The organism is Vibrio sp. R10-SF1-ISO8 (assembly GCF_059833805.1).
Genome location: NZ_JCBDHL010000010.1, coordinates 134,799 through 159,970 on the forward strand (window position 1 = coordinate 134,799; position 25,172 = coordinate 159,970).

The window sequence follows — 25,172 nt, forward strand, 5'->3', positions numbered from 1 at the left end:
CCGAGGCTTAACCATACGTTAAGCCTCTTAAAGCGTATCCTTTACCTACTTTCAATCCCAAGACATTATGAAATCTAGAGCGAACACCATTCTCGCCGCTGGATGCGGCATCAATTTGTGCATCGGCGTACTATATACATGGAGTGTGTTTAAAAATGCCCTTATTGAAATGGGTTGGACACATACTGAGGCTTCCCTGCCTTATACAATCACCATTGTGACTTTATCGTTAGCACTGCTTGTCGCGGGCAGAATTCAAGACCAGTTTGGCCCAAAAAGAATCTTGATGGTTGGCACTTTTATCGCTGGCAGTGGAATGATGGTATCTGGGCTTTCACTTACGCCACTCAATCTCAGCTTAAGCTTTGGGGCGCTGACAGGCACAGGAATTGGCTTTGCTTACGCCTGCCTTAACCCAACAGCGATGAAATGGTTTCATCCTTCAAAGAAAGGGATGGTCAACGGTGTCCTCGCGACCGCGTTTGGGCTCGCCGCACTCTACCTTGCGCCTCTCACGACTTTTTTAATCAGCCAGTATGGTCTATCGGCTAGCTTGCAAATATTGGGAGCGGGATTACTACTTATTGCTTTCCCATTGGCGTGTTCATTCGGCAATCCACCAGCGGACTATAGTCCACCAGCAAGACAAGCAACAAACGCCACGAAAATCGAGAGATCTCAAACCAATATTGCATGGAGAGAAATGCTCGCAGGACGTTCCTTTTACCTGCTCTGGTTCGCTTATGCTTTTGCTGCTGCAGCCGGGTTAATGGTCATCGCAAACATCACCTCTATCGCCACTCATCAAGCCAATATATTCGATGGTGCATATTTGGTTATCGCCTTAGCAATATTCAACTCAGGCGGCCGCTTGGCGGCAGGGTTACTCAGTGACAAAATCGGCGCAGTGAAAACCTTGGCATTGGCAATGGGACTGCAAACTGTCAACATGCTGCTGTTTACTCAGTATGATACGTCACTAACTCTCATCGTTGGTGCCGGGTTAGCAGGAATTGGCTACGGTACTTTGCTTGCTGTTTTCCCGTCCGTGATGGCAGATCTTTATGGACTCAAACACTTCGGTACTAACTACGGCATTCTCTACACTTCTTGGGGAATGGGTGGTTTTATTGGCCCTGTCCTCGCCGCCTGGTCAATCGATAGCTTCGGCTCCTATGACCTTTCATACTTAATTTGTGCAGGGCTCGTGCTCATCGCTTGCCTACTCGTCTGGCAAGTAAAACCCCGCTCACAAGGTGTTGTCATCGCACACGTCTCATAACGCTCTAAAAAGCGAGTGGGGATACGCCCACTCCTTTGCACAGCTCTTCATATTGGTAGAGCAAATCGGCTATAATCGCCAGATCACTGATAACAAAAAGAAACTCATGACTACGTATCAACCTCTGATTTCGCTGATCAAAAAGCGCATCGAACAAGGCGATAAATCTCCGTTGTACATCAAAATTGCTGAATCGGTTAAAAGTGCCACAGAGCAAGACATTCTCAGCGGTGGAGACTTTATCCCAACAGAGCGCGAGTTTAGTGAGTTGCTGAGTGTCTCAAGGATTACGGTTCGTAAAGCATTAGACCTACTTGATAAAGATGGGGTCATCATCCGCTCACGAGGCTTAGGCACCAAGATCAGTGAAACCGTCGAATATTCGGGTAAAGAAGCCGCGGGATTTTCTCAGCAGGTGGTATTGAAGGGTAAAAAACCCGACACATTGTGGATAAAAAAAGACATTGTCCCTTGCTCTAGTGAGATTGCAGAAACGCTCAATATCAACCAAGGGGATGAGGTTTTTATTCTTAAGCGCGTTCGTTATATCGATGATCAGGCAGTCTCCATCGAAGAATCTTATGTCCCCGCAGAGCTCATCCACAACCCAGACGAAATTCAGTTATCGCTCTACGATTATTTCCGTAGCCAAGACATTATGCCGTCCAAAACGAAAAGTCGCGTTTCGGCCATCATGCCGACTGAAGAGTCTTTAGAAAAACTCCATATCGACGAGAAGACCCCAGTGCTGCTGATTGAACAAACCGCCTACGACAGATCAGCCAGACCTATTGAGTACAGCATCAACCATTGTCGAGGCGACTTGTACGTGTTTGTCAGTGAGTAAGTTGAGCTAAAACTCCCCCCATTTCTATTGTTTAAACCGCTATTGCTCTTTGCTTGCTTTCATCCTCACCGACTGTTACGTTGTGAGGATGAAAGAATTTAACACCTCTCACATCAATCTTTTCTGGTGGCGCTCTAACTAGAGCGGCGCGGAATAGTCACATTCTTACGCTGCTGGATGGTAGCTAAGAGTGTGGTGCTTTTTTATCTCCAGTAGCGATCTATTTAGCTCGGAGATAAACCATGAACAATCATCCAACCCCTTCACAGCACGAAGTCATCCTTACTGGGGATAGAGCAACAGGCCCTTTGCATCTAGGTCATTATGTCGGTTCACTGCAACAACGTGTTTCCCTACAAGCACAACATGATCAAACCATCTTGGTCGCAGACATGCAGGGCCTCACCGACAATGCGCACAACCCGGCAAAAGTCTCATCAAACATTTTGAATGTGGTGGCAGACTACTTAGCGGTGGGCATAGACCCATCGCAAACAACCATCTGTTTGCAATCTCAACTGCCTGCTCTTGCCGAACTCACGATGTTCTATAGCAATTTGGTTTCTATAGCGCGCTTAGAACGCAATCCTACCGTTAAAAATGAAATCCAGAGTAAAGGTTTTGAGCGCTCTATTCCGGCTGGTTTTCTTACTTACCCGATTTCTCAGGCAGCCGATATCACAGCATTTAACGCGACGCTGGTTCCGGTTGGCGATGACCAGCTCCCTATGCTCGAACAGACCAATGAAATCGTTCGAAAAATTAACAATCTAGCGGGTGAACCAATCATCAATGAATGCCGACCACTACTAAGTGACGCGCCGCGTTTACCCAGTACTGACGGTAAAAACAAGATGTCTAAGAGTTTGGGTAATGCCATCAATTTAGGTGCAAATGAAAAAGAGATTCGCGCTGCGGTAAAGTCAATGTTTACCGATCCAAACCATTTAAGAGTAGAAGACCCAGGGCAAGTGGAAGGTAATATCGTCTTCATCTATCTTGATGCCTTTCATACCGACAAAGGCTATGTCGAGCAGCTTAAAGCCCACTATCGCAGAGGCGGTCTCGGTGATGGTACAACGAAGAAAATCCTTGAGGAGTGCCTGCAAGATATGCTTCGTCCAATACGAGAGAAACGCGCCGATTATCTCGCTGACAAAGCGCAGCTTATTGAGGTGCTAAAGCAAGGCAATATCAGGTCTCATCAAACAACACAACTGATGCTGAACAAGGTAAAAGAGGTTTTTGGATTGAATCTGTTTTGAAAGTTTTGTAGCTTGGCAAGCATACTATAAGAGCACATCCACAGATGTGCTCTTTTATTTTAAAGTAACTCGCTTATTCCCTAGTAGAATTAATTTCTTTACGGTAAATAAACCACTCTAGAGCCTCAAGAAACTGTTCAGGCTGCTCTAACATAGGAGTATGTCCTGACCGACTAATCTGTTTGAGCTCAGCCTGAGCCAATCCAAAATCAATGGATTGCCAGCACTCCAATGGTGCAATACTAAAATCATGATCGGATCCGATGATCAATAGTGGTATCGCAGGTAGTGATTGATAGAAATTTCCACTTATCTCAGTGAAAACTTGACCCCACAACTTATCTAAAACAACCGTATGTGTCGGGAAACCTTCCCACAACGGCAATTCGTTAAAGCCGAAATCGAACCAGCGCATAGCTCCCAAACGATGACACATATGAACAAATTTACGTTCTGGTTGCGCTTGAATATCATCATGCAGCTTTGCGATGTTTTCAGAAAAATAAGCCTTTCGGGTCTCATCGGCTTCAGACTCCCAACGTTCGAATTGCTTCGACTGCATCTCTGGCGACAGACTGGGAGAAATGTTGCTTAACACTAGGCTACTTATACGTGCTGGATAGCGAACAGCAAAGTATGCTGCCATATATCCGTGACCAGAGTGGCCAAGTATAGCAACTGTATCTAATTCTAGAGATTGGCAAACAAGATCAATATCATCAGCAATGATATCAAGAGAAGCATCTCTAATATCTGGCTCCCTAATACAAGAAGCAAAGCCTCGATGATCGATGTAGATGCATTGAAAGTTGGAGTAAATAGACTCGGGCATTATGCGGTAATAATAATCTGTACTACCGATAATCAGCAGAGGTTTACCAGTACCTTGGACAACAACCTTAAGACTGAAGCCTCCAGATTCAACAATTTGGGTATTCATTAGAAATTACCTTTATCAATTCGTGTTTAACCCCTCTTTGATGAAAAAGAGTGGGCAATAATGCGTTTGAAGTTAGGTAAAAATCGTCAACGAATAAGTGTCATGGTCGTCTGTCAGTCTTTAGATAAGTTGATTGGAGATTATTAAACATACGCCTTGAAATCAATAGAGCATTACAGAGCACCATTGCTGGCATAGTATATTAATGGCATATTAAGTAGCTGATATTTGCCATCAAGCTAGGGAGAGTTAAGTGCACAAGGTATTTGTTTTTGGGACGCTAAAGGAAGGTTTTCCTAATTTTAAAACGAATAAAGGGATTCGCTATGGCAACACATTCCAAACCAAACAGCGATTCCCTCTTTACCTGATTGGTGAACGCCACTCCCCTTGGCTAGTGTTACAACACGGGCAAGGTCATCCGGTCAAAGGGCAAATCTTTAGCGTTACTGAGCAAGCTTTGTCGGCAATGGACAAGCTTGAACGTATTGATGCAAAGGACGGCTATCGGAGAATTTCACTTGAAGTTGAGTGTGTAGAAACAGGAGAGACTCTCACTGTTTATGCTTATGGTAAACCACCTGAAATGCTAGTAGACGCTGATATTCGTGCTCAGTTAACTGACGAATATTGTTTATCGCACGCGAAGCTTTATCGTAGCCGATATGCCACTTCCTAAAGGTTTGAAATGGACATTTTGAAATTTGCAGAAAAAGCCATGTCTATGGACGACGACGCGTGGGCAAAACACTCTAGCCCTTGGAGTGTCTATTCTCGCTTTTCAATTTTGCCACTGCTTACTTCTGCCCTAGCGTCAAGAGAGTGGTTAGGCTGGTATGCTTTGATTCCAACATGCTTGGTATTGGCCTGGGTATGGCTCAATCCGCGTATGTTCCCGGTTCCAAATTCAACCAATAATTGGGCCTCAATGGGAACATTTGGCGAACGCATTTACCTTAATCGCAACAAAGAAGATCTAATTCCCAAGCATCACCTTATTGTGTGCAAAATTTTGATGCTGCTACAGCTTCTCGGCTTACCCGTTTGGCTCTATGGCGCTTATACACTCCATATCGAATCAATGATCTTCGGCACGCTTTGGCTGATGGCAACCAAAGCTTGGTTTGTCGATCGTATGGTTTGGATCTATCGAGATGTTAGGGATCTAAACCCAATTTATCAGTCTTGGTTTAAAGACTAACCCGTCAGTTGTTTAGGAGAAATTGAATGAAGTGCTCATTACAAAAAATAGATAAGAGCAAAATGATAATTTAGGACACATTACCTATAGTTAGAAGTGTAGCTTGATCCATTCCACATTTTGTTGGAGGAAGGTATATGACATTTACTCAACTATTGGTCCCAATTGCTCCTGGACAAGAGATTGATGACTCACACCATCAAGCTTTCCAATTTGCTAATAATTGTTCAGCAAATGTCACCTTGCTGCTTGTTATCAAGGAATTGGCGGAGTTCAAAGAGATTTTTCACCTTTCTGGGTCATCGCTCAACGTACTTGACCAAGCGACCCATCACTTTAAAGACCATTTGGCTCAACAAGCACGAACCCTAGCAGAGCAATATGCCAACATACGTTTTACGACTAAGGTTCGTGTTGGTACACCATTTATTGAGATCATTCAAGAAGCTGACGAGTCGAACTCGTCAATGATCATCATTAATTCCTATCGAGAATCGAAACAAGATGCGTGCGAAAGAGGCAGCAACACTCTCAATCTAATGCGTAAATCGGAAGTGCCGATCTGGTCTTTAAGCCGAGCTCCAAGAGCAACTCGCAACGTTGTTGCCGCTGTCGATCTAACCAATAACGAATATCAAGATTTCAATGCACAGCTCTTGGCAATGGCAGTAGATTTCTGCACCCAAACTGGCGCTTCTCTCACCCTTTGTCACGTTTGGAAGTTTGAATCTGAAGGGTTTCTAAAAGATTGGAGTGGTTATAGTGACATTGAGATCGCACTGCTAGCCCAAGAAATGCGCAAAGAAAGACAGTCTCGTTTGAGTAAACTATTAGAAGGACAAAAAGAGTGCTCAGTAGATATAGCGACTAAAATACTCGAAGGTGAAACTCGAGAAGTTTTCCCTCAGTATGTCGCTGATGAAAACATAGATCTTGTAATCTTAGGCTCAATGTCGCGGACAGGCATTGCAGGTTTTGTGCTCGGAAACACAGCTGAAGCAATGGTTAGCCAACTCGATTGTTCAGTTGTAACGCTCAAACCAGATACGTTTGCGTCGCCCGTTCTAAAACATAATAACGAAAAATGAGTACTAAGACTTGAGCTACACTAAGACAATAATAACAATTCCATCATCGATGTCGTAGGCAAATACCAATAACTAATCAGAGCATTGGGGAAAGAACTTATGGACTCGTTCGCCATTGAGTTTGCCTTTGAAGTATTCATTTCAACGTGTTGTGTTTATGTCGCCGCACAAATTGCACTTGAGAAAGTACATTTCGCTTCTCTCACAGCAATCGTTGTTGTTGTGTCTCTTTTTTCCTTGATTCCTTCACTAGGGTGGGTGATCAGCTTAGTCATTTTTGTCACTCTTCTTTACTACGTGACCGAAACACCTCTTGAAGGGTGTATATGGATAGCATTTATCTCTAAATTAATCAGTTTCGTTTCCATTGAAGTGATGCGGTACTTGTTGATCTAAACTTTCTAGTGTCGCTAATCGTGAACCAAAAAAATGGGACTAACCAATAGTCCCATTTTTAGATCTTGTTTCGTTATCTTTACTCAGTTGGATTGATCGTCACTGGCTTGAAGGTCGCCGTAGCATTACCACCAGCTCCAGGGCGATCCACATATGGCGTGTTTTGCATCAAGGTGTAATAAACATCGACATAATCGTCATCGTTGGTCAGCAATCCATCAGGAATCACGTCAATAATTTTTCCGGTGATCTGAGCGATAATGGCATAGCCTTGCACTTCCGGATCTGGAATCATTTTTAAGATCTCTTCAGCGGCTTTCACTAGAAGCTTGGCAAGCTCCTTGTAGTCAGTGCCGTCGTCCTGCTCCATCAGAACCATATCAACGGCTCCCCAGCGGTAACGAGGCCAGATTATGATTGTTTGCCCTGGGTAGTAGTCTTGGCCGTCGTAATCGAGGTAAGGCATTTCAACTAAATCTATCTGAGGCGCGTCTCTGCTTGGGTCAACACCAGTGATGATAGCGTAGATCTCTGCCTTGCCAGAAATCCAAGGTTCTTGGTCATCATTGAGGCGAATTTTGGTAAGCTGAGTCGTACTCAGGGGTTGCACATCTGCAGCCATAGCAGAGCGTTTAAACCGCTGCGCTTTTGGCTTAGCAACGGGTTCATCGGTTGTTAGCTTGGTTGGTTGCCCTAAGCGCTGCATCTCTGCCTGCATAGCTTGTAGACCCGCTCGTAGCTCCTCGGCGCCATTACTATCAACAACCAGAACAGGTACGTCTGGCATTTCATATACATCTAACTGATGAAGCTGACCGTATATGTCGTAGGCCTCTATGTACTGCCAATTGGAGTCATCGCCAGCAGGTTCAAATGCGAAAAGTGGGCTTTCCCCCTGCTTCCACTGTTCTACCATCGAAGCATCAGCAATACGAAGCTCGATTAAAGAGTCCGTAAAATCTTCGACTCCTTTGATCGTCCGGTAGTCTTGGTCTGCTTGTTGTAACTGACGACTAAAAGCCGAGTATGGTTGGGCCGACTGAATCTGACTGACGGATGCCGACAAATTCTTCTCGGTGATTTGCGCTTTCAGGTTAGCTTCTAGCGATTGGTACCTTTCACTGAACTGAAGTGCGAGTTCTTGTTTCTGTTTGGAGATTTCTTCTGCTTTCGACACCGGAGTCATGTCTTGTGCAATAAGAGGTTTTGCGTTGGATTGGAATCCAACCACTGCCGTTGCAAGCATTAAGCTGATAGAAATATTCGGTCTCATAAATGATCCTCATTGTAATAATTATCAGTAGTAGAGTAATTAATCTACAACTACAACCTATCAGCTTGATGGATAAGAGGAAGCAAAATGATTAGATTTTGGCCAATTTTTCTGCTCAAGATCACTCTATCACATAAAATATCAATATTTAATTTTGTCTAAATTAGCAACAACGAATTTAACCTCCACCTATTGATACATTTGTAATATCATTAACTAAAAGAGCGCCGTTGGCGCTCTTTTATGTTTAGTTTTAGTAACTTGCAAATAGCTCTATTTCACTGCCTAAGTGAGAAGACTTGAGAGTGAAGTGGACATAGCCCGTTTTTTCGACATTGAACTCAAGATACTGGTGTTTGCCCTGTGAAACCGTGGAAAAATCATACTGATTTTCAGATGCCCAAGCCTCTAGACCAACGTACATATCGACTTCTCCTTGCGCTTGCTGTTTAGGTGTCAACCAAATACGGACAGTACCTGGCTGTTCAACGTACAATCCGATATAACGACGCTCATTCACAGTGAGTGATTTAGCCCTGTTATTTTCAATCAATAGTGGCGATAGGTCATCTTTCGGTTTATGAGTTTGATTTTGCTGTTTAGCAAACGTAACAACTTCGACATTTTGAAATGCCTCGCGCGCTGCCAAGCTAAAGTAGTAACGCCCAGGGGCAACCAAACCGTTCGATTGTGCAAGGAACTGAATCGTTTCTTCACTTCCACGCTGGAACTCTGAAACCTGGTAGTCATAATAGTGCGAGACTTTCTCGTAACTAGCATAAAGATCAGCATCTCCGTCGCCTGTTATCGAAATACTGAACTCCGAAATACCGTTAGGAACATCAACATAAAACAGCTGCTCCTGATAATCATCAGCCTTAAAACTCATTGTTTGATTTAAGCCGATGTTTAATAGTTCTTGTGGTTGAGGTTTGTCGGTTGTGCCCGATTCACCATTGCCGCCCCCCTCTTCTGTATCCGGCTGTTTTGACACCACTTTCAGCCAAGTAGCAAACTCAGCATTCAAGTTAACACCAAGCAGATCTACTTCGCGAGACCATGTCACATAATCGCCCGAACGAGCAAACTGAAGCAGACGGTCAACTTCGCTTGGATGTTGCTCGAACAGGAAACGAACCGCTAAGTAGCCCCATCGGTAAACTCGATTAAGGTCATGCTCATATGTTGTTGTTAGTATTTCTGCCAATGAATAGTTTTCATCACCAATGAGATCCACCGCAGCTTGATAGCCTTTTTTGTAATGCATGTACTCAGCAAAACCTTCGAGCCACCAAACAATGTTTCCTTCACTTAGTGTCTTACCAAAACCACCATACAAATTGAATCGACCATCAAGATAATGAACGTATTCATGTTCTAAATTGAGGATTGAGAGTTCATCTGACGAATATCGATACGCGAGGAATCGCGCCATGTTGTTCTCATCCGAAGGGTCTCCTTCCAAATACTGACCACCGTTATCAGTACTATTACCAAACAGAAAATTCGAATATGTGGTGTACGAATTATTGTCTTGCCAAACCACAACCTCTACCTTGTTGTTATGGTCGTCTTTGACTGGAATCTGACCAGTATTGGCAACTAGATGGAAATCAGCCTCAGTCGAATCCAGTATCTCACATGCCTGCTGAGACTGCTGCTGAGTAAGGTTCTGAGAGCGAATGACTGCCGGACCATTACACTCATACCTATTCACTAACAAGCGGTGCTCTAGTTGCTGCTTTTTACCCTCAACATTGAGCTTTTCCGCCTTTTCGGGCGCGTAGAACATCAGCATTTCAGCGGATGCCAGCCAAAGTTTTTCACCTTGAGTTCCGATTTTATGCTGAGCCATAATGCTTTCTAAGAAAGGGATGACTTGCTGGTTAAGTGATTCGTTTCTGCCCGCTAGAAGGCGGCCTGTTTCACGCACTGCGTTGTAAATAAGAAACTCAGAGTCCGTCCCTAGAGTCCACAAGTTGCTATCGACAAATTGTTTTAATCTTTGCAAGTACTGAGGATGTTGTACCAACTCTTCATAGAAAGCATCGCGAACAATGTGACCATTCATTGCTCGAAAGAGGTTGTTTAAGCCATCAACGTACTGAAGGTTATTACTGTTTTCACGATCAAACGACTCCAGTAAAGTCAGCATGGACTCCATCGTTACGTGAAGCTGCTTAACACTATCAACCAACAAGGTCATGGACGACATTGCCCTAATTTGCTCGCGTCCTAGATCTGTTGCATGTTGAGAACGAATAAAGCGATCTGAGATTTGTGCAATCGAGCGACTCAATTCATCAGAAAAGTAGCCGTACTGCTCCTGTGTCGAATAACGAGCAAAATACCCCGCTTTAATAAACTCGCTTAGATTAGCAATGCGAATTGCCTGCGCGTCTTCCCCCTTGTACTGGTTCACTTCGGCACTTAACACGTGAACTACTTGGTTTAGTGATGCTTCACTATAAAGTGAAACAGCCGCTTCAGCTGGCGCATTGAACCAAGATTGATAGCAAGATGATTGAGCAGATGCGATATCCTCTACCCATAAATGACTTTGAGATAAATCGTTAAATTCGCATTTTGTAGACGCTTGAGCATGGCTTCCCAAGCTCGCTACTAGACATGCTCCCGCTAATTTTCCGAGAGCCCATTGACGTTGTTTCATTTGCAACACCCTGTTTTTATTGATAAATGGCAGGCGCGTTATAACAACAATCAATATATTAACTAAAAACATATCAGAAGCCTTTTAGACTCCCATTCAAAAATTTCGCTCTCTGTTCAAATAGCAATCGTTTTCATTAAACACTTATTTAACAATTACTTAGAATTAAAAAAGTCGACACGGAACTGGCTAATCTGCTCATTGTAATAGACCATCCAATCTGAATCAGTCATCGCGCTGTAAGTGGAAGTCCGCTGTTGACTCAGTGAGGACTTCAATGCTGAAAGCTGGCTTTGATAGTCTTGTACTTCTTGCTGCTGATCCTTTACTTGCTGCTGCCGAGTGCTGATTTCATTGATTTGTTCACTGCTTAGGTAAGTCGCAGCTAGTTGATTGACGACCGCATCTCTTTGCTGCTGGCTGTAACTAGCTGGAATGAGAGAAACCGCCGTTTCAAAAGTGGCAACATCACCCTCCAATCCCACCGAAGCCGAATTCTGTTGCCAACGCTGCGTAAGGGATTGGAACTGAGCGAGGTAATCATCTGGCGAGATATCAGCGAGTGCTTGGGAGTCGAGAGCAAAATCATAGGCCGCAAATTGATCTGCGAATATTGTTTCAGCCTTCTGACCCCAAATCTCTTCTGCCTCACGTTTAAACTCGGTAATTTTGTCGGCTAACGTTGCTAGTTGGTTTAACTCTAGAGTCCCTAAGCTGTCATGCCATTGCTGCTTCAATTGCGGATAATTTGCCAGCAAGAAGTAACCTGAATCAGTCATTAAAAATTTCAGCGAGACCAGTTGCAATTCACAGTTGTTCAACTCTAGGCAATGTTGCCAGAATGCTTCGAGTTCCTGACTTAGCGCTGCCCCTTCCAAACCTGATAAGCGCGCTACCCATTCATTTGCATTCGGCTGATTAGGTTGAGCAGATGGCGCCTGAGTTTGAGCTTTGTCTTCTTGAGCCAGATTATCAATAGGAGAAGGTGTTCTCGCCGCCTCAACCACGGACTCGACAGGGTTAACGTTATAATTCATTGTTGAAGAGGACGAGTCCTCAATGACGAACCAACCAATAATGCTCGCCGAAGCGACGAGCATGACCAATGACAACAAACGCAGCATTATTTCACTACCGCTGTCACTGGGAAGTGATCCGACAGATTATAGTGTTTCCATAATCGTTCGTCGGTTGAGCGAGGGACATCCACACGGTTGTCGTTATAGGACTTCACCTGATATTCATTACTGACCATCACGTAGTCTAGATACTCGACGTTTTCTCCCCCAGACATGGCTTCACCGGCAAAGTCGTTGATTCGAGGATCAAACGTCGACGCCGTATAGCCTGAGTAGGTTGGCTCGATAGCGCTCAAGTTGGCAATCATCTGTTGGTAATCACCCGGGAACTTCAGCTTGTTGACGTTGAAATCACCGCTGTACACCACAGTGTCTGTTTTGGGAATGTTGAGTGACGTCGCTAACTGGCGAATCTGTTTGAACTGACGCTGACGGTAATCCCTCGCCGTATCAGTATCAAACGACGCAGTATGAGTGGCGAATACGTGGTAAGCCTTTCCACCTTTGATCACCTCAGCATAGTTTACGCCTTTATCCGCAAAGCAATCCGTGCCCGTACAGTCTGGAAATACATATTGCGCCTGGTTAACAATAGGATAGCGACTCACGATCATCACACCACCATCGTAGATGTTGATCCCTTCCTTATCGAGCATCTTGGTTTGATAAGGGTATTCTTTCGCCAGTTCACGTAGAAAAGCATCACGTCCACTTGCAAATACTTCTTGCAGTGCCAACACGTCATAACCCTTCACATATTCAGGGATCAGATCATAACGATCACCAATATGAGAAGCGATAACAGGTAGCGCCCAAATATTGTAGGTCATCATTTTGAGGGTGTTCTCATCGTTCTCTACTTGCTCTTCGACCTTTTGTGGCGTGATGGTGTAGTAAAGGTCATCATAACGAGCTGTTTTAGCCGATTTAAAAGCAAGCTCAGCACTGCGCTCCCCAAATGATTGGCTGTTGTAACGGTGAATATTTCTATCATCTTTCAAACTTAGCGAAACATCTGACGCAGATACACCATATTCAATGGAAGAGTTGTACCAATGCCCTTTCATCACCTGATTTAGCGTTACACTTTCACCCACCGGGTTTGAAACAACGGTACTAAAGCGGTAGGTTTTACCGGATTTAACCCCTTCCCAACGGTTGAAGCTCATCACCTGTTTGGTTTCCCAAGGTCCGAGGGTTTCAACATGCTGCTTCCACTCTTCACCATGTTTGAGAATGTCTGTGCCGTCATGGCTGACTTGAATAGTCAGCGCTTGGCTGGAGTTGTTAGTGAGATACACATCTGTGTCAGCAAAAGCTGAGCTTGCCATCAGAGCGACTAAGGCGATGGAACACTGCTTAAAATTCATTACGTTATCCTTGTTGTGTTTTGGAGGCTTGAATCTAGAGCATATGCTTTACATAAATGTTATGAATGTATGACATGGTTATTTCGCAGTAATCGCGATACAAATTCGTGAATCAGACATTATTTACGTGCAAAAATAAGCAAATCTATAAGTAAGTATCTGGCAAAAGATCAAACTTTCATAAACTGGGGTTCATAACTTCAAATGAAAAAGCTCAGCGATTGCTGAGCTTTTTCTTTGGTTAGCTGATTACGGGCGACAGCTTGCGGTATCGAAATCAACGACTATTGCTGCATTTTCAAAATTGCCGGAAACTTTCAGATATCCCCAGTAATTAGCTTGCCCAGCGATAGTAATACACTCACTGTTGCCTTCATTGTCCGACCATCCGTGAAGGTTCGATCCTGCTTCATTCGGCCATTCAAAATTGCTGTATTCCAGTTTAAGATCACCTGTTCCATTAGCAGAAGTTATTGCCATCGACTGATGCTCATTGACCCCTTCGATACTGAGCCAGATGGCTGACTGGCTCGCTAGACATGCAGGCTCTCCTGCCACTAAACGTCCGCCTGAGATTTTGCTTTGTACTGCACAATCAGTCGGTAGCGATGAACCACCTCCTTGCGGTGAAATAACAATCGAAGCAGTCGTCGTGCCGGTATTTCCATCGTTATCCGTAACAGTTAAGCGGACCGTGTAGTTACCCTCGCTGTTGAACTGGTGCGACGGATTGGCCTCGGAACTTGTCGAGCTATCACCGAAGTCCCAGAGGTATTTTGTGATTTGGCCGTCTTTGTCTGAACTACCTGCACTGCTGAATGAAATGGATTCACCGACTTTACCCTCATTGCTTACATTGATTACCGCGGTCGGTGACTCTGCACCGCCACTGACCAGTTGTTGTTGCCACTGTTCGAACTCAGACTGATACTGAACGGCCCATTGATTAATGATGACTTTATACTGGGACCAGTTTCCGCTTCGTGTTTCAACTAACATGCGATTGACGTCATCCATGTGGCGTTCAAACATGAATCTCACGGCTAAATAACCCCAACGATAGATGCGATCGACATCGAAGCCATCGTAAGTGGTTTCGAATATTTCGCTTAATGTGTAAGTAGAACCATCTTTAATTGTCTCCATCGCTTTAGGATTGTTGTCTTCATTTGCGACATACTCAGCGACACCTTCACTCCACCACACGACTTTTTCAGTTGGATGACTGAAGTCGCCATACATGTCGAATCGCCCATCTAAGTAGTGGACATACTCATGTTCAAGGTTCCAAACGAAATGATCCGGGTTAGCGTAAGACGCTTCATAAGCAATGAAGTTAGGAATATTGCCCGGCTTAGAAGGGTCACCTTCGAGATACATGCCACCATTATTAGTGCTGATATCAAAAATAGGGCCTGCATATTTACCGTAATCGTCACTACTATCGAAGATATTCACCTGCAGCTGTGTATTGTGATCGTCTGCGACAGGCTGATTGCCAGTTTCCAGTCGGGTGTGGAAGTAACCTTCCTCAAAACCCATTTTTTCACACGCAGCCTGATGCTGAGTTTGAGTCATATTCTGCGACAGAATACGAATAGTCGGGCTACACGTGTAGCTTTGCGCTAAAACAAGGGACTTCAGCTGTTGTTCAAAATTACAGATGCCAAATTGAGAACAATCGGAATGATAAGAGGCAGTATCAGCGGTCGCGAGCCAAACCGTATCACCATAGCCATACATCTCGTATTGGCTAAACACCTCAGTGACCTTAGCTTTTACTTTCGCTTCAATCGCAGTGCCACTGTACTTCAGTAATCGGGCCATTTCACGACCCGCGTTAGCGGTCATAAACTCATCCGCTCGCGTAATAGAATCTCGATTGAGTGCCATCTTAGCGAGTGCGTCGACCAAAGCGGTCTGCGAACCTATCGCCTGAACGTATTGGTCATTCCATTGCCCCGCGAACAGCACGGTGAAAACGCCATTGACAGCATCACGCATATACCAATGCTGAGCGTAATCTGAGTTCCAGCGATTTAGCCATTGAGTAATAACATCAAGGTAGGCATGCTCAAGACTTGCGCTATCCATTGTGATGATCACTTCGCGCAACACCTTACCGTGAGCATCGCTGCTTTCATAAAAGTTCGCGTTGGCGACAAAAGCATCGACCGCTTCTTTTACCGCAGGTGTCACCCAAGATAAAAAGCTCACGTTGTTGTTATAAAATTCAGCGTAGTAGCCTGCTCGCAGGAAGAGGAACAACGCCTCTAACTCATCACTTCCACCACCCTGATATGCTTTTGCAACATTCACCGTATGCTTGGCGACATTGAACATGTTGCTAGACTCAAAGGCTGTTTCTTGAACGCGGCTTTCTGCTGAGAAAAGTTTGTTCACGCAACTCGCTCCCTGCGTCGTAATCGCGGATATAAGCGCTGTACTATTTGAAGTGGCAAATGTCTCTACATCACAGGTCACTGCTGCTTCATCTGCAGCAGAAAACATCTTAAAAGTTGGTTCTGGTTTTTGAGTGAGTGTTTTCTTTGGTGCGTTGTCTGGTTGATGATCTTCGACACCATGATGTTCATGGTCATGCAGAACACTTCGATCTACATATTGCGGCACTGGCTCGCTCGCCGCGTACACGTTCAAAGAAAATAAAGCACCTGCCACTGCAATTGTTAGTTTTTTAAGTTCCATCTTAGCTCTTCTATATGTGTGTATATTTTATACAAACGGCGTTGCCGTCACCGGATCTCACTTGCTGCGAAATCACTGAATAATCTAGACGGGAAAATCTTAACTATGAAACAAATTACTCATATTCAATTTTTGAGTCTCATTTTATAAGACGCACAGAATCACTATTTAAGCTTGGATACTTATTCATTCATTAATTTAGTAGCAGTGACTTTCTAAGCTTTAAAAGTGGTAGAAGCCACGTGTGTAAGAAAAGCATAATGCTGCCTAAAATGAGGGATAAGGTTGAGATTTAACCCGATGAATATCAATAAAAAAGCGCCAGAAAGGCGCTCGTATAAAATTGAGATTTTTTGCGAAGTGTTAGACTAAAACGATTTCGCCCAACTATGGAGAGCATCTTTCATCTCGGCTCGGTCATGTTTCATTTGATGCATGTCTCCATCACTAATTGGAGAATCTCGCAACTCAAGGGTTCGAATCTCTTTATCTAATGAGTTGTAGTTTCTCATCATCTGCGCAAAGTCCTCATTGGTTTCGACAAGCGCAAGAATCGCTTCTTTATATTCAGGAAATTCTTTTAGTAGAGAATGATCTTCACCGAGCATATGTACTCCTCCATGGTAGAAATTAACTGTTCAATTTTTAACCATAGCAACGAATACTGCCGTGAAATGTGCGCTCTCGCACTTACTGGCAATAAACTTGCCGTTCAAGTGTACTTTGATTATGGAAGCTTTAACCCATAATCTTAGGAAGAATCGATTAATGTAGTCTTGAGTCATTTGTCCCATAATGGCTACATCGACATCAGACAGGTTCAGTAAAATGCAAAAGGTTATTCTCGTAACAGGCGCAACAGATGGCATCGGTTTTGAAACTGCAAAAATGCTCACTAGCCAAGGGCATCACGTTCTTATTCATGGCCGTAATCCAAGCAAGCTGCAAGATGTAGAAGAAACACTAAGTCAACTTGGCAAGGTCTCTAGTTATGTGGCGGACCTGTCTGACTTAAGTGACGTAGACAAGCTCTCCCAGCAACTTATTAGCGACTTTGAAACCATCGATGTGGTGATTAACAACGCGGGCGTATTTTCTACCCAACAACCACGTACCGACAAGGGTTTAGACATCCGCTTTGTGGTCAATACTCTAGCGCCTTATAAACTCACTAAAGCGCTTTTGACTTTGCTACCAAGTGATGGTCGAGTAGTAAACTTATCTTCAGCCGCTCAAGGAAGTGTCAGCATTGAGGCTCTTATTGGCAATAAAGCGCTTGCCGATGGTGACGCCTACGCACAGAGTAAGCTCGCGCTCACTATGTGGTCTCGTTACTTAGGTTTAGCCCATAAAGATACTGGCCCTATGATTGTTTCCGTCAATCCGAAATCGCTGCTTGGGAGCAAGATGGTAAAAGACGCGTTTGGTATTGCTGGCGGCGATCTTAGCCTAGGCGCCGATATACTGGTCAGAGCGAGCCTTTCAACTGAGTTTGCCAACGCGCATGGACTCTATTTCGATAACGATCTCGAACGTTTCTCTGACCCGCATAAGGATGCGCTTGATGATTTGAAAGTTCAGCAAGTCGTAGAGGCAATTGAGCGCTTAGCTTGATCGAGTGTGCTCACTAAATACAAAAATCGGTGTTTGGCTTAACCAAACACCGATTTTTTATGTTTAAGCGAGTGCCTAATTCCTAGTAAGAAAATGTCTCACGGTAAGCAAACAAGCCTTGGCTGCCCCCGGTATGCAAGAACAAAACATTGCTGCCTGCTTTTATCTCTCCCTTAGCACAAAGATCCATAAGGCCCGCCATTGCTTTTCCGGTATAAACAGGATCGATAAGCAATCCTTCAAGCCGAGCACAGCGCTCAACCGCTGTCACCATCGCTTTGGTAGGAATGCCATAGCCGTCGCCAAAATAGCTGCCATCGGCAAACACTTTTCCGTTCGCTAGATTAGGATCTAAATCTAAGCTTGTTAGCGTTTGGCGCAGAAGCTGCGACACCAGTTCCTGCTGCTCCTCAGTAGAACGGCTAACCGTTATTCCAAGTACTGGAATATCAACCTCAGCCGCAATCAACCCTGCCAATAAACCCGCTTGTGTCCCAGCACTCCCCGTTGCCAAAACGATTTGGTCGATTTTTACTTCTTGCTCAGCGATCTGCTGTACCAACTCGTTGGCACATCGAACATAGCCATAGCTGCCAATGACGTTAGAGCCACCCATTGGAATCAAGTAAGGTTTACGCCCGCTAGCGGTAAGCTCACTCATTAATTGAGTCACAAAGTCATCGCATTGTTCACCTTGAGGCACGGAGTGAATTTCAGCACCCAGTAGGTGATCTAGCAACATGTTGCCGTTATTGTAGTAGTCAATCTTTGGTGTACCCGCGACATCCTCCAACACTAACTCACAATCCAAACCAAACTTAGCGGCCGCTGCCGCAGTTTGTCTGGCGTGATTCGATTGGAAACCACCGACGGTTAATAAGGTATCCGCCCCTTGTGCTAGCGCATCGGCAATGAGGTACTCAAGTTTACGGGCCTTGTTTCCACCACCAGCCAATCCAGTGCAATCATCACGTTTGATATACAAATTGCACCCCAATTCTGCGGAAAGCCTTGGGGCAAACTCCAAAGGTGTCACACCGTGTAAGATTGGACTGCGCTTGAGATCTTCAAATTTGATCATCCGTTTACTGCCTCCTTGGTAAGGGTTGGCGCTTTAAAACAGCGTCCACCGAGTCGCAACTAGACCGTTGTCGCTGCTTGATTACGCTTGAAAAACTTGTTCGGTACTTTAGTCAATAAGATACCAAAAAGAAGTGGTAACATCAGAACAACTGATTGATCTGAGATCATTTCGTCGTTCACATAGGAAGAAATAAACAATGCGACAATCGGGAAGATCAAAAAGCAGATTGAAGCATGAAATGGTGACGACACCTGACCCAGTTTAAAGTAAGCAACGATACCGCCAACACTGGCAATCAAGCCAAGATAGATAACCGCCCAGATCGAGTCCCATGTGAACGCGCCAATCTCTACGTTTTCACCGACCGCCGAAACCGCAAATAGAAATAGAGAAGCGATAGAACAAGGTATCGCGTTATAGGTCAGTACCTGAACATCACGACACTGCTTTTGAGCAAAGACATACATGAACGCGTGGATCGCAACAGCCATACCTAGCGACAAGGTACCAATGAGATAATCTTCGCCTCCAAGCTCCAATTCATTAGATAGGATGATGCATAGGCTGATCACCGCTAACACTAAACCGAACATTTGGTGCTTTTCCAAACGTAGACCTAAAAATAGCGAAGAGGTTAACATCACCGCAATCGGCATATTGGCAAAGATAATCGAAGCAAGACCCGACGAAATGTACTGCTCGCCGTAAATCATCAGGGTGAACGGGATTGCAAAATACATAATCGACACAATCAACATCCAACGACGCTTACCCTTAGGAAAAAGCAGCGGTTGGTTAAATGCTTTGGTTAAGACAATAAGCAGTGGAGCTGCGAGCAAAAAGCGTAGAGCAGTGGCAAACATGGGTGGAATGGAATGCAGCGCGACTTCCATCGCAAACCAAGTTGTCCCCCAAATTAAACAAACTGATAGGAACAGAAAAAAGGTAAATGACTTTGAATTCATGGTGATAACTCATCAACTACGCAAATGAAAACTGTGCGCTGAAGCACGAAAAATTTGGCATGTAGTCTAATGAATCACTAAGAGAAAATGTTTTCCTTTTACATCAAACCTTACCTATTAAAGGTAAAAAATTTCTAATAAATCGAGATATCTTAGAAAATTTTTATATCTGGCAAATAATGCAAACGATAACCTTGGTTAAAATAAGGTTATGAATAGAATTGAAGCATTTACGGTCGCTATACAAGATAGTACTTCAAGAGTGAGTCACTATGATTTAGCAGGATAGTAATGTTCAAAGTTGGGAATATGCTGCTCCCAAATAGGCGGAGTCCCAATATACTGTTGAACAGCCGTAATAAACTCTCTTACCAGTGCCGTCTGCTTACGGTGAGGGTATAAAGCGTAAAGAGCCAGTCCTTTGTTACACAAGGTATAGTCGGTAAGAAGCGGCTTCAGCCCAAGCTCATCAATAGAGCAGTTTAGATTGGAAGAAGAAAGCGTCACATAACCAAGCCCATCTTGAACCGAAGCAATCAAGGTCGGGACATCATTGACTTTGAGCTTGCCTCTCATCTTGTAGTTAATGATATTACTGGAGTTGGGTTGCTCGCTAAGTCTCATCGTATCGACAGTCAAAGAGCGGTTGCTGTACACCACAGAAGGAAGCTTCACTAGCTCTTCAGGGGTTAACGGCTCTCCATACTTTTCGATAAAACTGTGTGAAGCAAGGATCACCGCCCTAATATCGGCAATCTTTTTCGCAATTAAGCTCGAATCATCTAAGCGCCCTAAACGAAACGCCACGTCAAAGTGGTCAGAGATAATATCTGAACGTTTATCATCCAGTAGCAGTTCAATCTCAACATCTGGAAACGCTTGCATAAACTGACTGATCACTGGACGAAGGTAGTTTTGACCCACATGGTACGGGGCAGTCACTCTAATTCGCCCTTTAGGCTGAGCATGATAAGAGTCAGCAATTGACTGAACGTGAGTCAAAGTACCCACAAGGTTATGAGCTTGTTCGAGAATCTCTTCTCCTGCTGGCGTTAGTGAAAATGAGCGCGTCGAACGGTTAAGAAGCTGAACGCCTAAATCAGACTCTAATTTTTTTATCTGCTTTGATAGAGAAGAGTTGTCCATATCATGCAGAGCGGCTGCCTTGGTAAATGAGCCTTGCTGGACGACATCGATAAACAGAGAGAGTTGATTCACTAACGCCATATTACAACCTTACTATTGAGCTCGCTGCCATTGCACCAACCACTTGTCAAGATGGTTCGCAAACTGCTGGCGATCAGCCTGACTTAATGGCGCAGGCCCTCCTGTTTGAATACCACTGCTACGCATGGTCTCCATAAAATCACGAATGTTCAAACGTGACTTGATGTTCTCTTTGGTAAACAGCTCACCGCGCGAGCTCAGTGCATGGCCGCCTTTGGTGATGATTTCGTCCGCAAGCGGAATATCACTGGTGATCACCAAGTCACCCGTTTGGCAGCGTTTTACTATCTCATTATCAGCCACATCAAATCCGGCTTGAACTTGCAGCATGGTTACCTTTGGTGAGGCTGGAGTGCGGATAAACTGGTTAGCCACCAAGGTCACTTCAACCCCAGTACGCTCAGAAGCGCGAAACAAGATGTCTCGTACAACGACAGGACAAGCGTCCGCATCTACCCAAATTTTCATTCTTCATTATTCCTAAAAACGGTCTACTGACGCTATTAGACCGTAATTACTAGGGACTTAATAGCGTTATTTAAACTTAACCGCCGTTCCGCTAACACTCACCATCATCATGCTACCGCCGCTACCTATCACTTCATAGTCGATATCAATACCGACAATACCATCTGCACCCAACTCACGAGCTCTGGACTCCATCTCTTGGAAGGCGATTTCACGCGCACGTCCCATCTCTCGCTCATAGGCACCTGAACGACCGCCAACCACATCACGAATCGCACCAAACATGTCTTTGAAGATATTGGCTCCTAATATTGCCTCGCCTACAACAACACCCAAATAGTCTTGGACCGGGCGACCTTCAACAACTGAAGTGGTAGTTTTGATCATCATTCTTTCCTTATTAATGTGTGGTATAGAGGGTCTTACAAGGTTAGCCTCGGCTGTATAAAGTCAACGAATACTGAGATACGACGAGCCACCGTCGATGACTTGTAGTAAACCGCATTGACCAACTCTCGCTCTGTGTTATGAAGTTTTTGATCCTCTAGCAAAGAGACGAGTCGACCTTCTTCAATATCTTTTTGAACCATAAAACCAGACAAGCAAGCCACACCATTTGCGTTGAGGGCTAACTGACGTATGGTTTCACCATTTCCCGAAGTAATCAGTGGTTTCAAAGGTTGGAACCCTTTTAGAGGCCATTGGTTCAATACTTTTGGTGTCGTAAAACCAATCACTTGATGCTGAGACAATTCCAACGCTGTTTTAGGTACACCATATTGGGCGAGATAATCCGGTGACGCCACAATGTAGAGTGGGCTTTTACCAAGCAGTCTTGCATGTAATGTGGAATCTTTTAGCTGTCCGATTCGAATAGCGACATCCGTTCTCTTTTCTAACAGATCAACAAACCCTTCATTAGAAGTCAGCTCCAGCTCAATATCTGGAAAGGCTTGTTTGAACTCTTGAATAAGTGGCACTAACTGATGGAAAACGAACGGGCTTGCGGCATCTACACGGAGGTGACCCTTGGGTAGCTCACCTCGCGTTACGATTTCTTCTTCAGCTTGTTTGATAATATCAAGCCCGCGTCGAACCGATTCGATAAACTGCTTCCCTTCAAAAGTGAGCTCAATACGTCGAGTTGTCCGGTTCAAAATAGAAACACCAAGCTGCTTTTCTACTTTGCTTACTGCTCGCGATACCCTAGCTACCTGAATATCAAGCACATCCGCAGCCGCAGAGAACCCACCGCTATCCACGACTGTAAGCAAAATATCCAAATCATCTGAACGGGTCAGCATCCCATCTCTCCAACAATGTTATTACCTTCATTTATAGCAAAAGTAATTTGATAAAAGCACTATTTTTCGCAAATAACCTTTCTTTAATAATGCTCGCCATCGAATACACAACTAATGAGAACAACAATGCCAATCGCTCTATTCGCATTAACACTCAGTGCCTTTGCTATCGGCACGACTGAATTTGTCATCGTTGGATTAATTCCAACCATGGCTGCTGATTTATCCGTTTCGCTCCCTTCCGCCGGACTCCTAGTGAGTTTATATGCTTTGGGCGTTGCGATCGGTGCACCTGTATTAACCGCTTTAACTGGCAATTGGCCACGTAAAAAAGTGCTCCTGACCGTGATGAGTTTGTTTGTCTTGGGTAACTTGTTAGCTTGGCAAGCCCCCGGCTATAACACGCTTGTTATGGCACGTATACTGACCGGCCTTGCCCATGGCGTATTTTTCTCAATTGGTTCCACCATTGCGACAGGCTTAGTGTCGAAAGAAAAGGCAGCCAGCGCGATAGCGATAATGTTCACTGGTCTAACTGTTGCTTTGGTTACAGGTGTGCCGCTTGGTACATACATTGGGCAAACCTTTGGCTGGCAGGCGACATTTCTCATCGTAGCCTTGCTAGGATTGATTGCTCTTATTGGCAGTGCGGCATTGATACCAAGTAATCTGAAACAGCCACCAGCAACCAAGTTGTCTGCTCAACTTAAAGTGCTTACTCAACCGAGACTGCTACTCGTCTATGCGATCACAGCACTGGGATACGGTGGTACGTTTACCGCGTTTACTTTCCTTGCGCCAATTCTAGAAGAAGTGTCGGGGTTTAACTCAAGCGCAATCGGTCTAATCATGTTGGTGTATGGTGTATCAGTCGCCATTGGCAATATTTGGGGCGGGAAAATGGCAGACACTATGGGACCAATTAAAGCCTTAACGGTTATCTTTGTCGGCCTCGCTCTGGTTCTATTGATGTTTAACTTCACTGCATACAACTCAATCACCGCAGTAATGACCATTCTCGTTTGGGGCGCGTTTGCTTTTGGCAATGTTCCCGGCTTACAGGTCTATGTGGTCAACCTAGCGGAGAAGTACGCACCTGATGCTGTCGATGTCGCCTCTGGTTTAAATATCGCCGCATTTAATGTAGGTATCGCATTAGGCTCTTGGGGAGGTGGCGTTATTGTTGAGCAAGCCGGATTGATGAACACACCTTGGGTTGGCGCAATGATTGTGTTGTTTGCTCTCGTCCTTACTCGCGTGAGCGGCGCACTGGATAAGCGCTCACTGAGATTGCAGCAAGTATAATTAAACCAATACTCAGCCCATGTCATACGGGCTGAGTGTCATTTCACACGCATAAGGCGATGCTTAACATCCTCTAGCTCAAACTCTTCGACTTGCGAGCGTCGCATCTGATCTACTTGCTCTATCATTACTGCGGAATAACCTTTGCGTTTCATCCACTGCATTGGCTCAGAAAAGCTATCTTCGTTCACCACGTAAGACTCGCCTTTATGCACTCCTTGATACACGCTGACAACCCAAACGCGAGATTGAAAATCTAATACTTCAAGCAGTTGTGACTTCACTCGTTTCAACAGATTCATAGCTAGCTCATAAACAACCAAACACCAACACCCATCATTAGCGTGCCAGCAATACGATTAAGAAGTCGAACGTTTTGCGATTGCCCAAGTAGACGTTTCAGCCCTTTCCCGCCCGTTGCGTACAAAGTCATACAGATAAACTCGAATACCAAGATTATCGAGACCAATACAATCAGCTGAGGGGCTAAGTCAGCACTCTGGTCGATAAACGGAGGAAGCAAAGAGATCATAAACGCCCAGCCTTTAGGATTAGCGATCGCAGTGACAAAGCCTTGCACCACCAAATCCCAATCACTTGAAGGTTGCGGAGCTTGTTCATCTAGGTTAATAGCAAGCTTACCTTTTGAGCGCCACATCTGAATGCCTAGATAAAACAGGTAACTGCCCCCAATGAGCTTCAATGCTACAAATAACCACGGATAATTGAGCATCACAGCAGCAATACCGAGGACAGCAGCGACAGCCACTAGACCGACACCAACTAACTCCCCTGCCATCATCCACAGCGCTCGGCGATAGCCAATACTCATGCCTAAGGTCAGCGCTAACGTCATGCACATCCCCGGCGTAATTGAGACAAAGAAAAAAGTCGGAATAAACATTCCCAGCAAGGCGGTATTCATAGTTGAGATTTTTATCGTTATTTGTTGTGTTATGCGTCTAACATAAAGCAATGAACTCTTAAAACCAATACACGTAATTGGTTGGATTAGTGGTGACAACGCTAAATGATATTATAATCAGTCTATTAACTGTTTCTCACTCATAAGGGGCTAGGCTTGTTC

The 25,172-nt window shown here is 44.5% G+C and carries 24 protein-coding genes; 9 read left to right on the top strand and 15 right to left on the bottom strand.

The genetic code is table 11. The annotated features are described in order from the left end of the window. Positions 1-67 precede the first annotated feature (67 nt). The 3 genes from AC6R00_RS06190 to trpS all read left to right on the top strand — a co-directional run bounded on the left by AC6R00_RS06190 (position 68) and on the right by trpS (position 3,394). Complete coding sequence (locus AC6R00_RS06190) at positions 68-1,282, top strand: L-lactate MFS transporter (RefSeq protein ID WP_500639699.1); 1,215 nt, start codon at positions 68-70, stop codon at positions 1,280-1,282. A 106-nt stretch (positions 1,283-1,388) separates the two neighbouring features. Continuing rightward, a complete protein-coding gene (locus tag AC6R00_RS06195; RefSeq protein ID WP_500639700.1) occupies positions 1,389-2,129 on the top strand; it encodes a GntR family transcriptional regulator in 741 nt (246 codons plus the stop codon). Between the two features lie 242 nt (positions 2,130-2,371). Beyond that, positions 2,372-3,394 (top strand): tryptophan--tRNA ligase, encoded by a 1,023-nt coding sequence (trpS, locus tag AC6R00_RS06200; RefSeq protein WP_500639701.1) that lies wholly within the window; start codon positions 2,372-2,374, stop codon positions 3,392-3,394. Positions 3,395-3,467: 73 nt separating this feature from the next. On the opposite strand, the gene AC6R00_RS06205 is transcribed toward trpS, so the two are convergent. Beyond that, entirely contained in the window at positions 3,468-4,334 is an 867-nt protein-coding gene (locus AC6R00_RS06205) for an alpha/beta fold hydrolase (RefSeq protein ID WP_500639702.1), read from the bottom strand. Positions 4,335-4,587: 253 nt separating this feature from the next. Here AC6R00_RS06205 and AC6R00_RS06210 point away from each other — a divergent pair, with 253 nt between their 5' ends. The 4 genes from AC6R00_RS06210 (at position 4,588) to AC6R00_RS06225 (ending at position 7,019) form a co-directional block, all read left to right on the top strand. Continuing rightward, on the top strand, positions 4,588-5,013 hold the full coding sequence (locus AC6R00_RS06210) for a gamma-glutamylcyclotransferase family protein (protein ID WP_500639703.1): 426 nt from the start codon (positions 4,588-4,590) through the stop codon (positions 5,011-5,013). A 9-nt stretch (positions 5,014-5,022) separates the two neighbouring features. Further along, positions 5,023-5,535, top strand: coding sequence for a DUF6653 family protein (locus AC6R00_RS06215; protein ID WP_500639704.1), 513 nt, complete (start codon positions 5,023-5,025; stop codon positions 5,533-5,535). A gap of 137 nt (positions 5,536-5,672) precedes the next feature. Continuing rightward, entirely contained in the window at positions 5,673-6,623 is a 951-nt protein-coding gene (locus tag AC6R00_RS06220; protein ID WP_500639705.1) for a universal stress protein, read from the top strand. 99 nt (positions 6,624-6,722) lie between these two features. Further along, positions 6,723-7,019: a hypothetical protein gene (locus AC6R00_RS06225; RefSeq protein ID WP_500639706.1), complete on the top strand. Its 297-nt coding sequence runs from the start codon at positions 6,723-6,725 to the stop codon at positions 7,017-7,019. A 79-nt stretch (positions 7,020-7,098) separates the two neighbouring features. Here AC6R00_RS06225 and AC6R00_RS06230 read toward each other — a convergent pair whose 3' ends face one another. From AC6R00_RS06230 to AC6R00_RS06255, 6 genes are all read right to left on the bottom strand, one after another. After that, the gene (locus AC6R00_RS06230) at positions 7,099-8,292 is read right to left on the bottom strand and encodes a DUF3103 domain-containing protein (protein ID WP_500639707.1); all 1,194 of its coding nucleotides are present in this window, start codon (positions 8,290-8,292) and stop codon (positions 7,099-7,101) included. Positions 8,293-8,545: 253 nt separating this feature from the next. Then, positions 8,546-10,963, bottom strand: coding sequence for a M9 family metallopeptidase (locus AC6R00_RS06235; protein WP_500639708.1), 2,418 nt, complete (start codon positions 10,961-10,963; stop codon positions 8,546-8,548). Positions 10,964-11,118: 155 nt separating this feature from the next. Further along, positions 11,119-12,087, bottom strand: coding sequence for a chromosome partitioning protein ParA (locus AC6R00_RS06240; protein ID WP_500639709.1), 969 nt, complete (start codon positions 12,085-12,087; stop codon positions 11,119-11,121). Continuing rightward, positions 12,087-13,412: a sphingomyelin phosphodiesterase gene (locus AC6R00_RS06245; RefSeq protein WP_500639710.1), complete on the bottom strand. Its 1,326-nt coding sequence runs from the start codon at positions 13,410-13,412 to the stop codon at positions 12,087-12,089. Before AC6R00_RS06245 ends, AC6R00_RS06240 begins: the two co-directional genes overlap by 1 nt. A gap of 249 nt (positions 13,413-13,661) precedes the next feature. Beyond that, entirely contained in the window at positions 13,662-16,118 is a 2,457-nt protein-coding gene (locus AC6R00_RS06250) for a collagenase (RefSeq protein WP_500639711.1), read from the bottom strand. A gap of 368 nt (positions 16,119-16,486) precedes the next feature. Continuing rightward, entirely contained in the window at positions 16,487-16,726 is a 240-nt protein-coding gene (locus AC6R00_RS06255) for an HP1242/YdcH family protein (protein ID WP_500639712.1), read from the bottom strand. A 220-nt stretch (positions 16,727-16,946) separates the two neighbouring features. On the opposite strand from AC6R00_RS06255, the gene AC6R00_RS06260 reads away from it, so the two are divergent. Beyond that, positions 16,947-17,732 (top strand): SDR family NAD(P)-dependent oxidoreductase, encoded by a 786-nt coding sequence (locus AC6R00_RS06260; RefSeq protein ID WP_500639713.1) that lies wholly within the window; start codon positions 16,947-16,949, stop codon positions 17,730-17,732. Between the two features lie 82 nt (positions 17,733-17,814). Here AC6R00_RS06260 and AC6R00_RS06265 read toward each other — a convergent pair whose 3' ends face one another. The 6 genes from AC6R00_RS06265 to AC6R00_RS06290 form a co-directional block, all read right to left on the bottom strand. After that, positions 17,815-18,813 carry a D-cysteine desulfhydrase family protein gene (locus AC6R00_RS06265; protein ID WP_500639714.1) on the bottom strand — a complete coding sequence of 333 codons (999 nt, stop codon included), beginning with the start codon at positions 18,811-18,813 and terminating at the stop codon, positions 17,815-17,817. 59 nt (positions 18,814-18,872) lie between these two features. Then, entirely contained in the window at positions 18,873-19,781 is a 909-nt protein-coding gene (locus AC6R00_RS06270) for a DMT family transporter (protein WP_500639715.1), read from the bottom strand. Positions 19,782-20,051: 270 nt separating this feature from the next. Then, positions 20,052-21,008, bottom strand: coding sequence for a LysR family transcriptional regulator (locus AC6R00_RS06275; protein WP_500639716.1), 957 nt, complete (start codon positions 21,006-21,008; stop codon positions 20,052-20,054). Between the two features lie 12 nt (positions 21,009-21,020). Then, positions 21,021-21,476, bottom strand: coding sequence for a YaiI/YqxD family protein (locus AC6R00_RS06280; RefSeq protein ID WP_004744646.1), 456 nt, complete (start codon positions 21,474-21,476; stop codon positions 21,021-21,023). Positions 21,477-21,542: 66 nt separating this feature from the next. Next, positions 21,543-21,863 (bottom strand): heavy metal-binding domain-containing protein, encoded by a 321-nt coding sequence (locus AC6R00_RS06285; RefSeq protein WP_004744645.1) that lies wholly within the window; start codon positions 21,861-21,863, stop codon positions 21,543-21,545. Between the two features lie 35 nt (positions 21,864-21,898). After that, positions 21,899-22,780: a LysR family transcriptional regulator gene (locus AC6R00_RS06290; protein WP_500639717.1), complete on the bottom strand. Its 882-nt coding sequence runs from the start codon at positions 22,778-22,780 to the stop codon at positions 21,899-21,901. A gap of 126 nt (positions 22,781-22,906) precedes the next feature. Between AC6R00_RS06290 and AC6R00_RS06295 the strand changes: the two genes are divergently transcribed. Further along, a complete protein-coding gene (locus tag AC6R00_RS06295; RefSeq protein ID WP_500639718.1) occupies positions 22,907-24,085 on the top strand; it encodes an MFS transporter in 1,179 nt (392 codons plus the stop codon). Positions 24,086-24,123: 38 nt separating this feature from the next. Here AC6R00_RS06295 and AC6R00_RS06300 read toward each other — a convergent pair whose 3' ends face one another. Together AC6R00_RS06300 and AC6R00_RS06305 are read right to left on the bottom strand one after the other, a co-directional pair. Then, positions 24,124-24,387, bottom strand: coding sequence for a hypothetical protein (locus AC6R00_RS06300; RefSeq protein WP_500639719.1), 264 nt, complete (start codon positions 24,385-24,387; stop codon positions 24,124-24,126). Between the two features lie 2 nt (positions 24,388-24,389). Next, positions 24,390-25,010 carry a LysE family translocator gene (locus AC6R00_RS06305; protein WP_004749102.1) on the bottom strand — a complete coding sequence of 207 codons (621 nt, stop codon included), beginning with the start codon at positions 25,008-25,010 and terminating at the stop codon, positions 24,390-24,392. Positions 25,011-25,172: the final 162 nt, after the last annotated feature.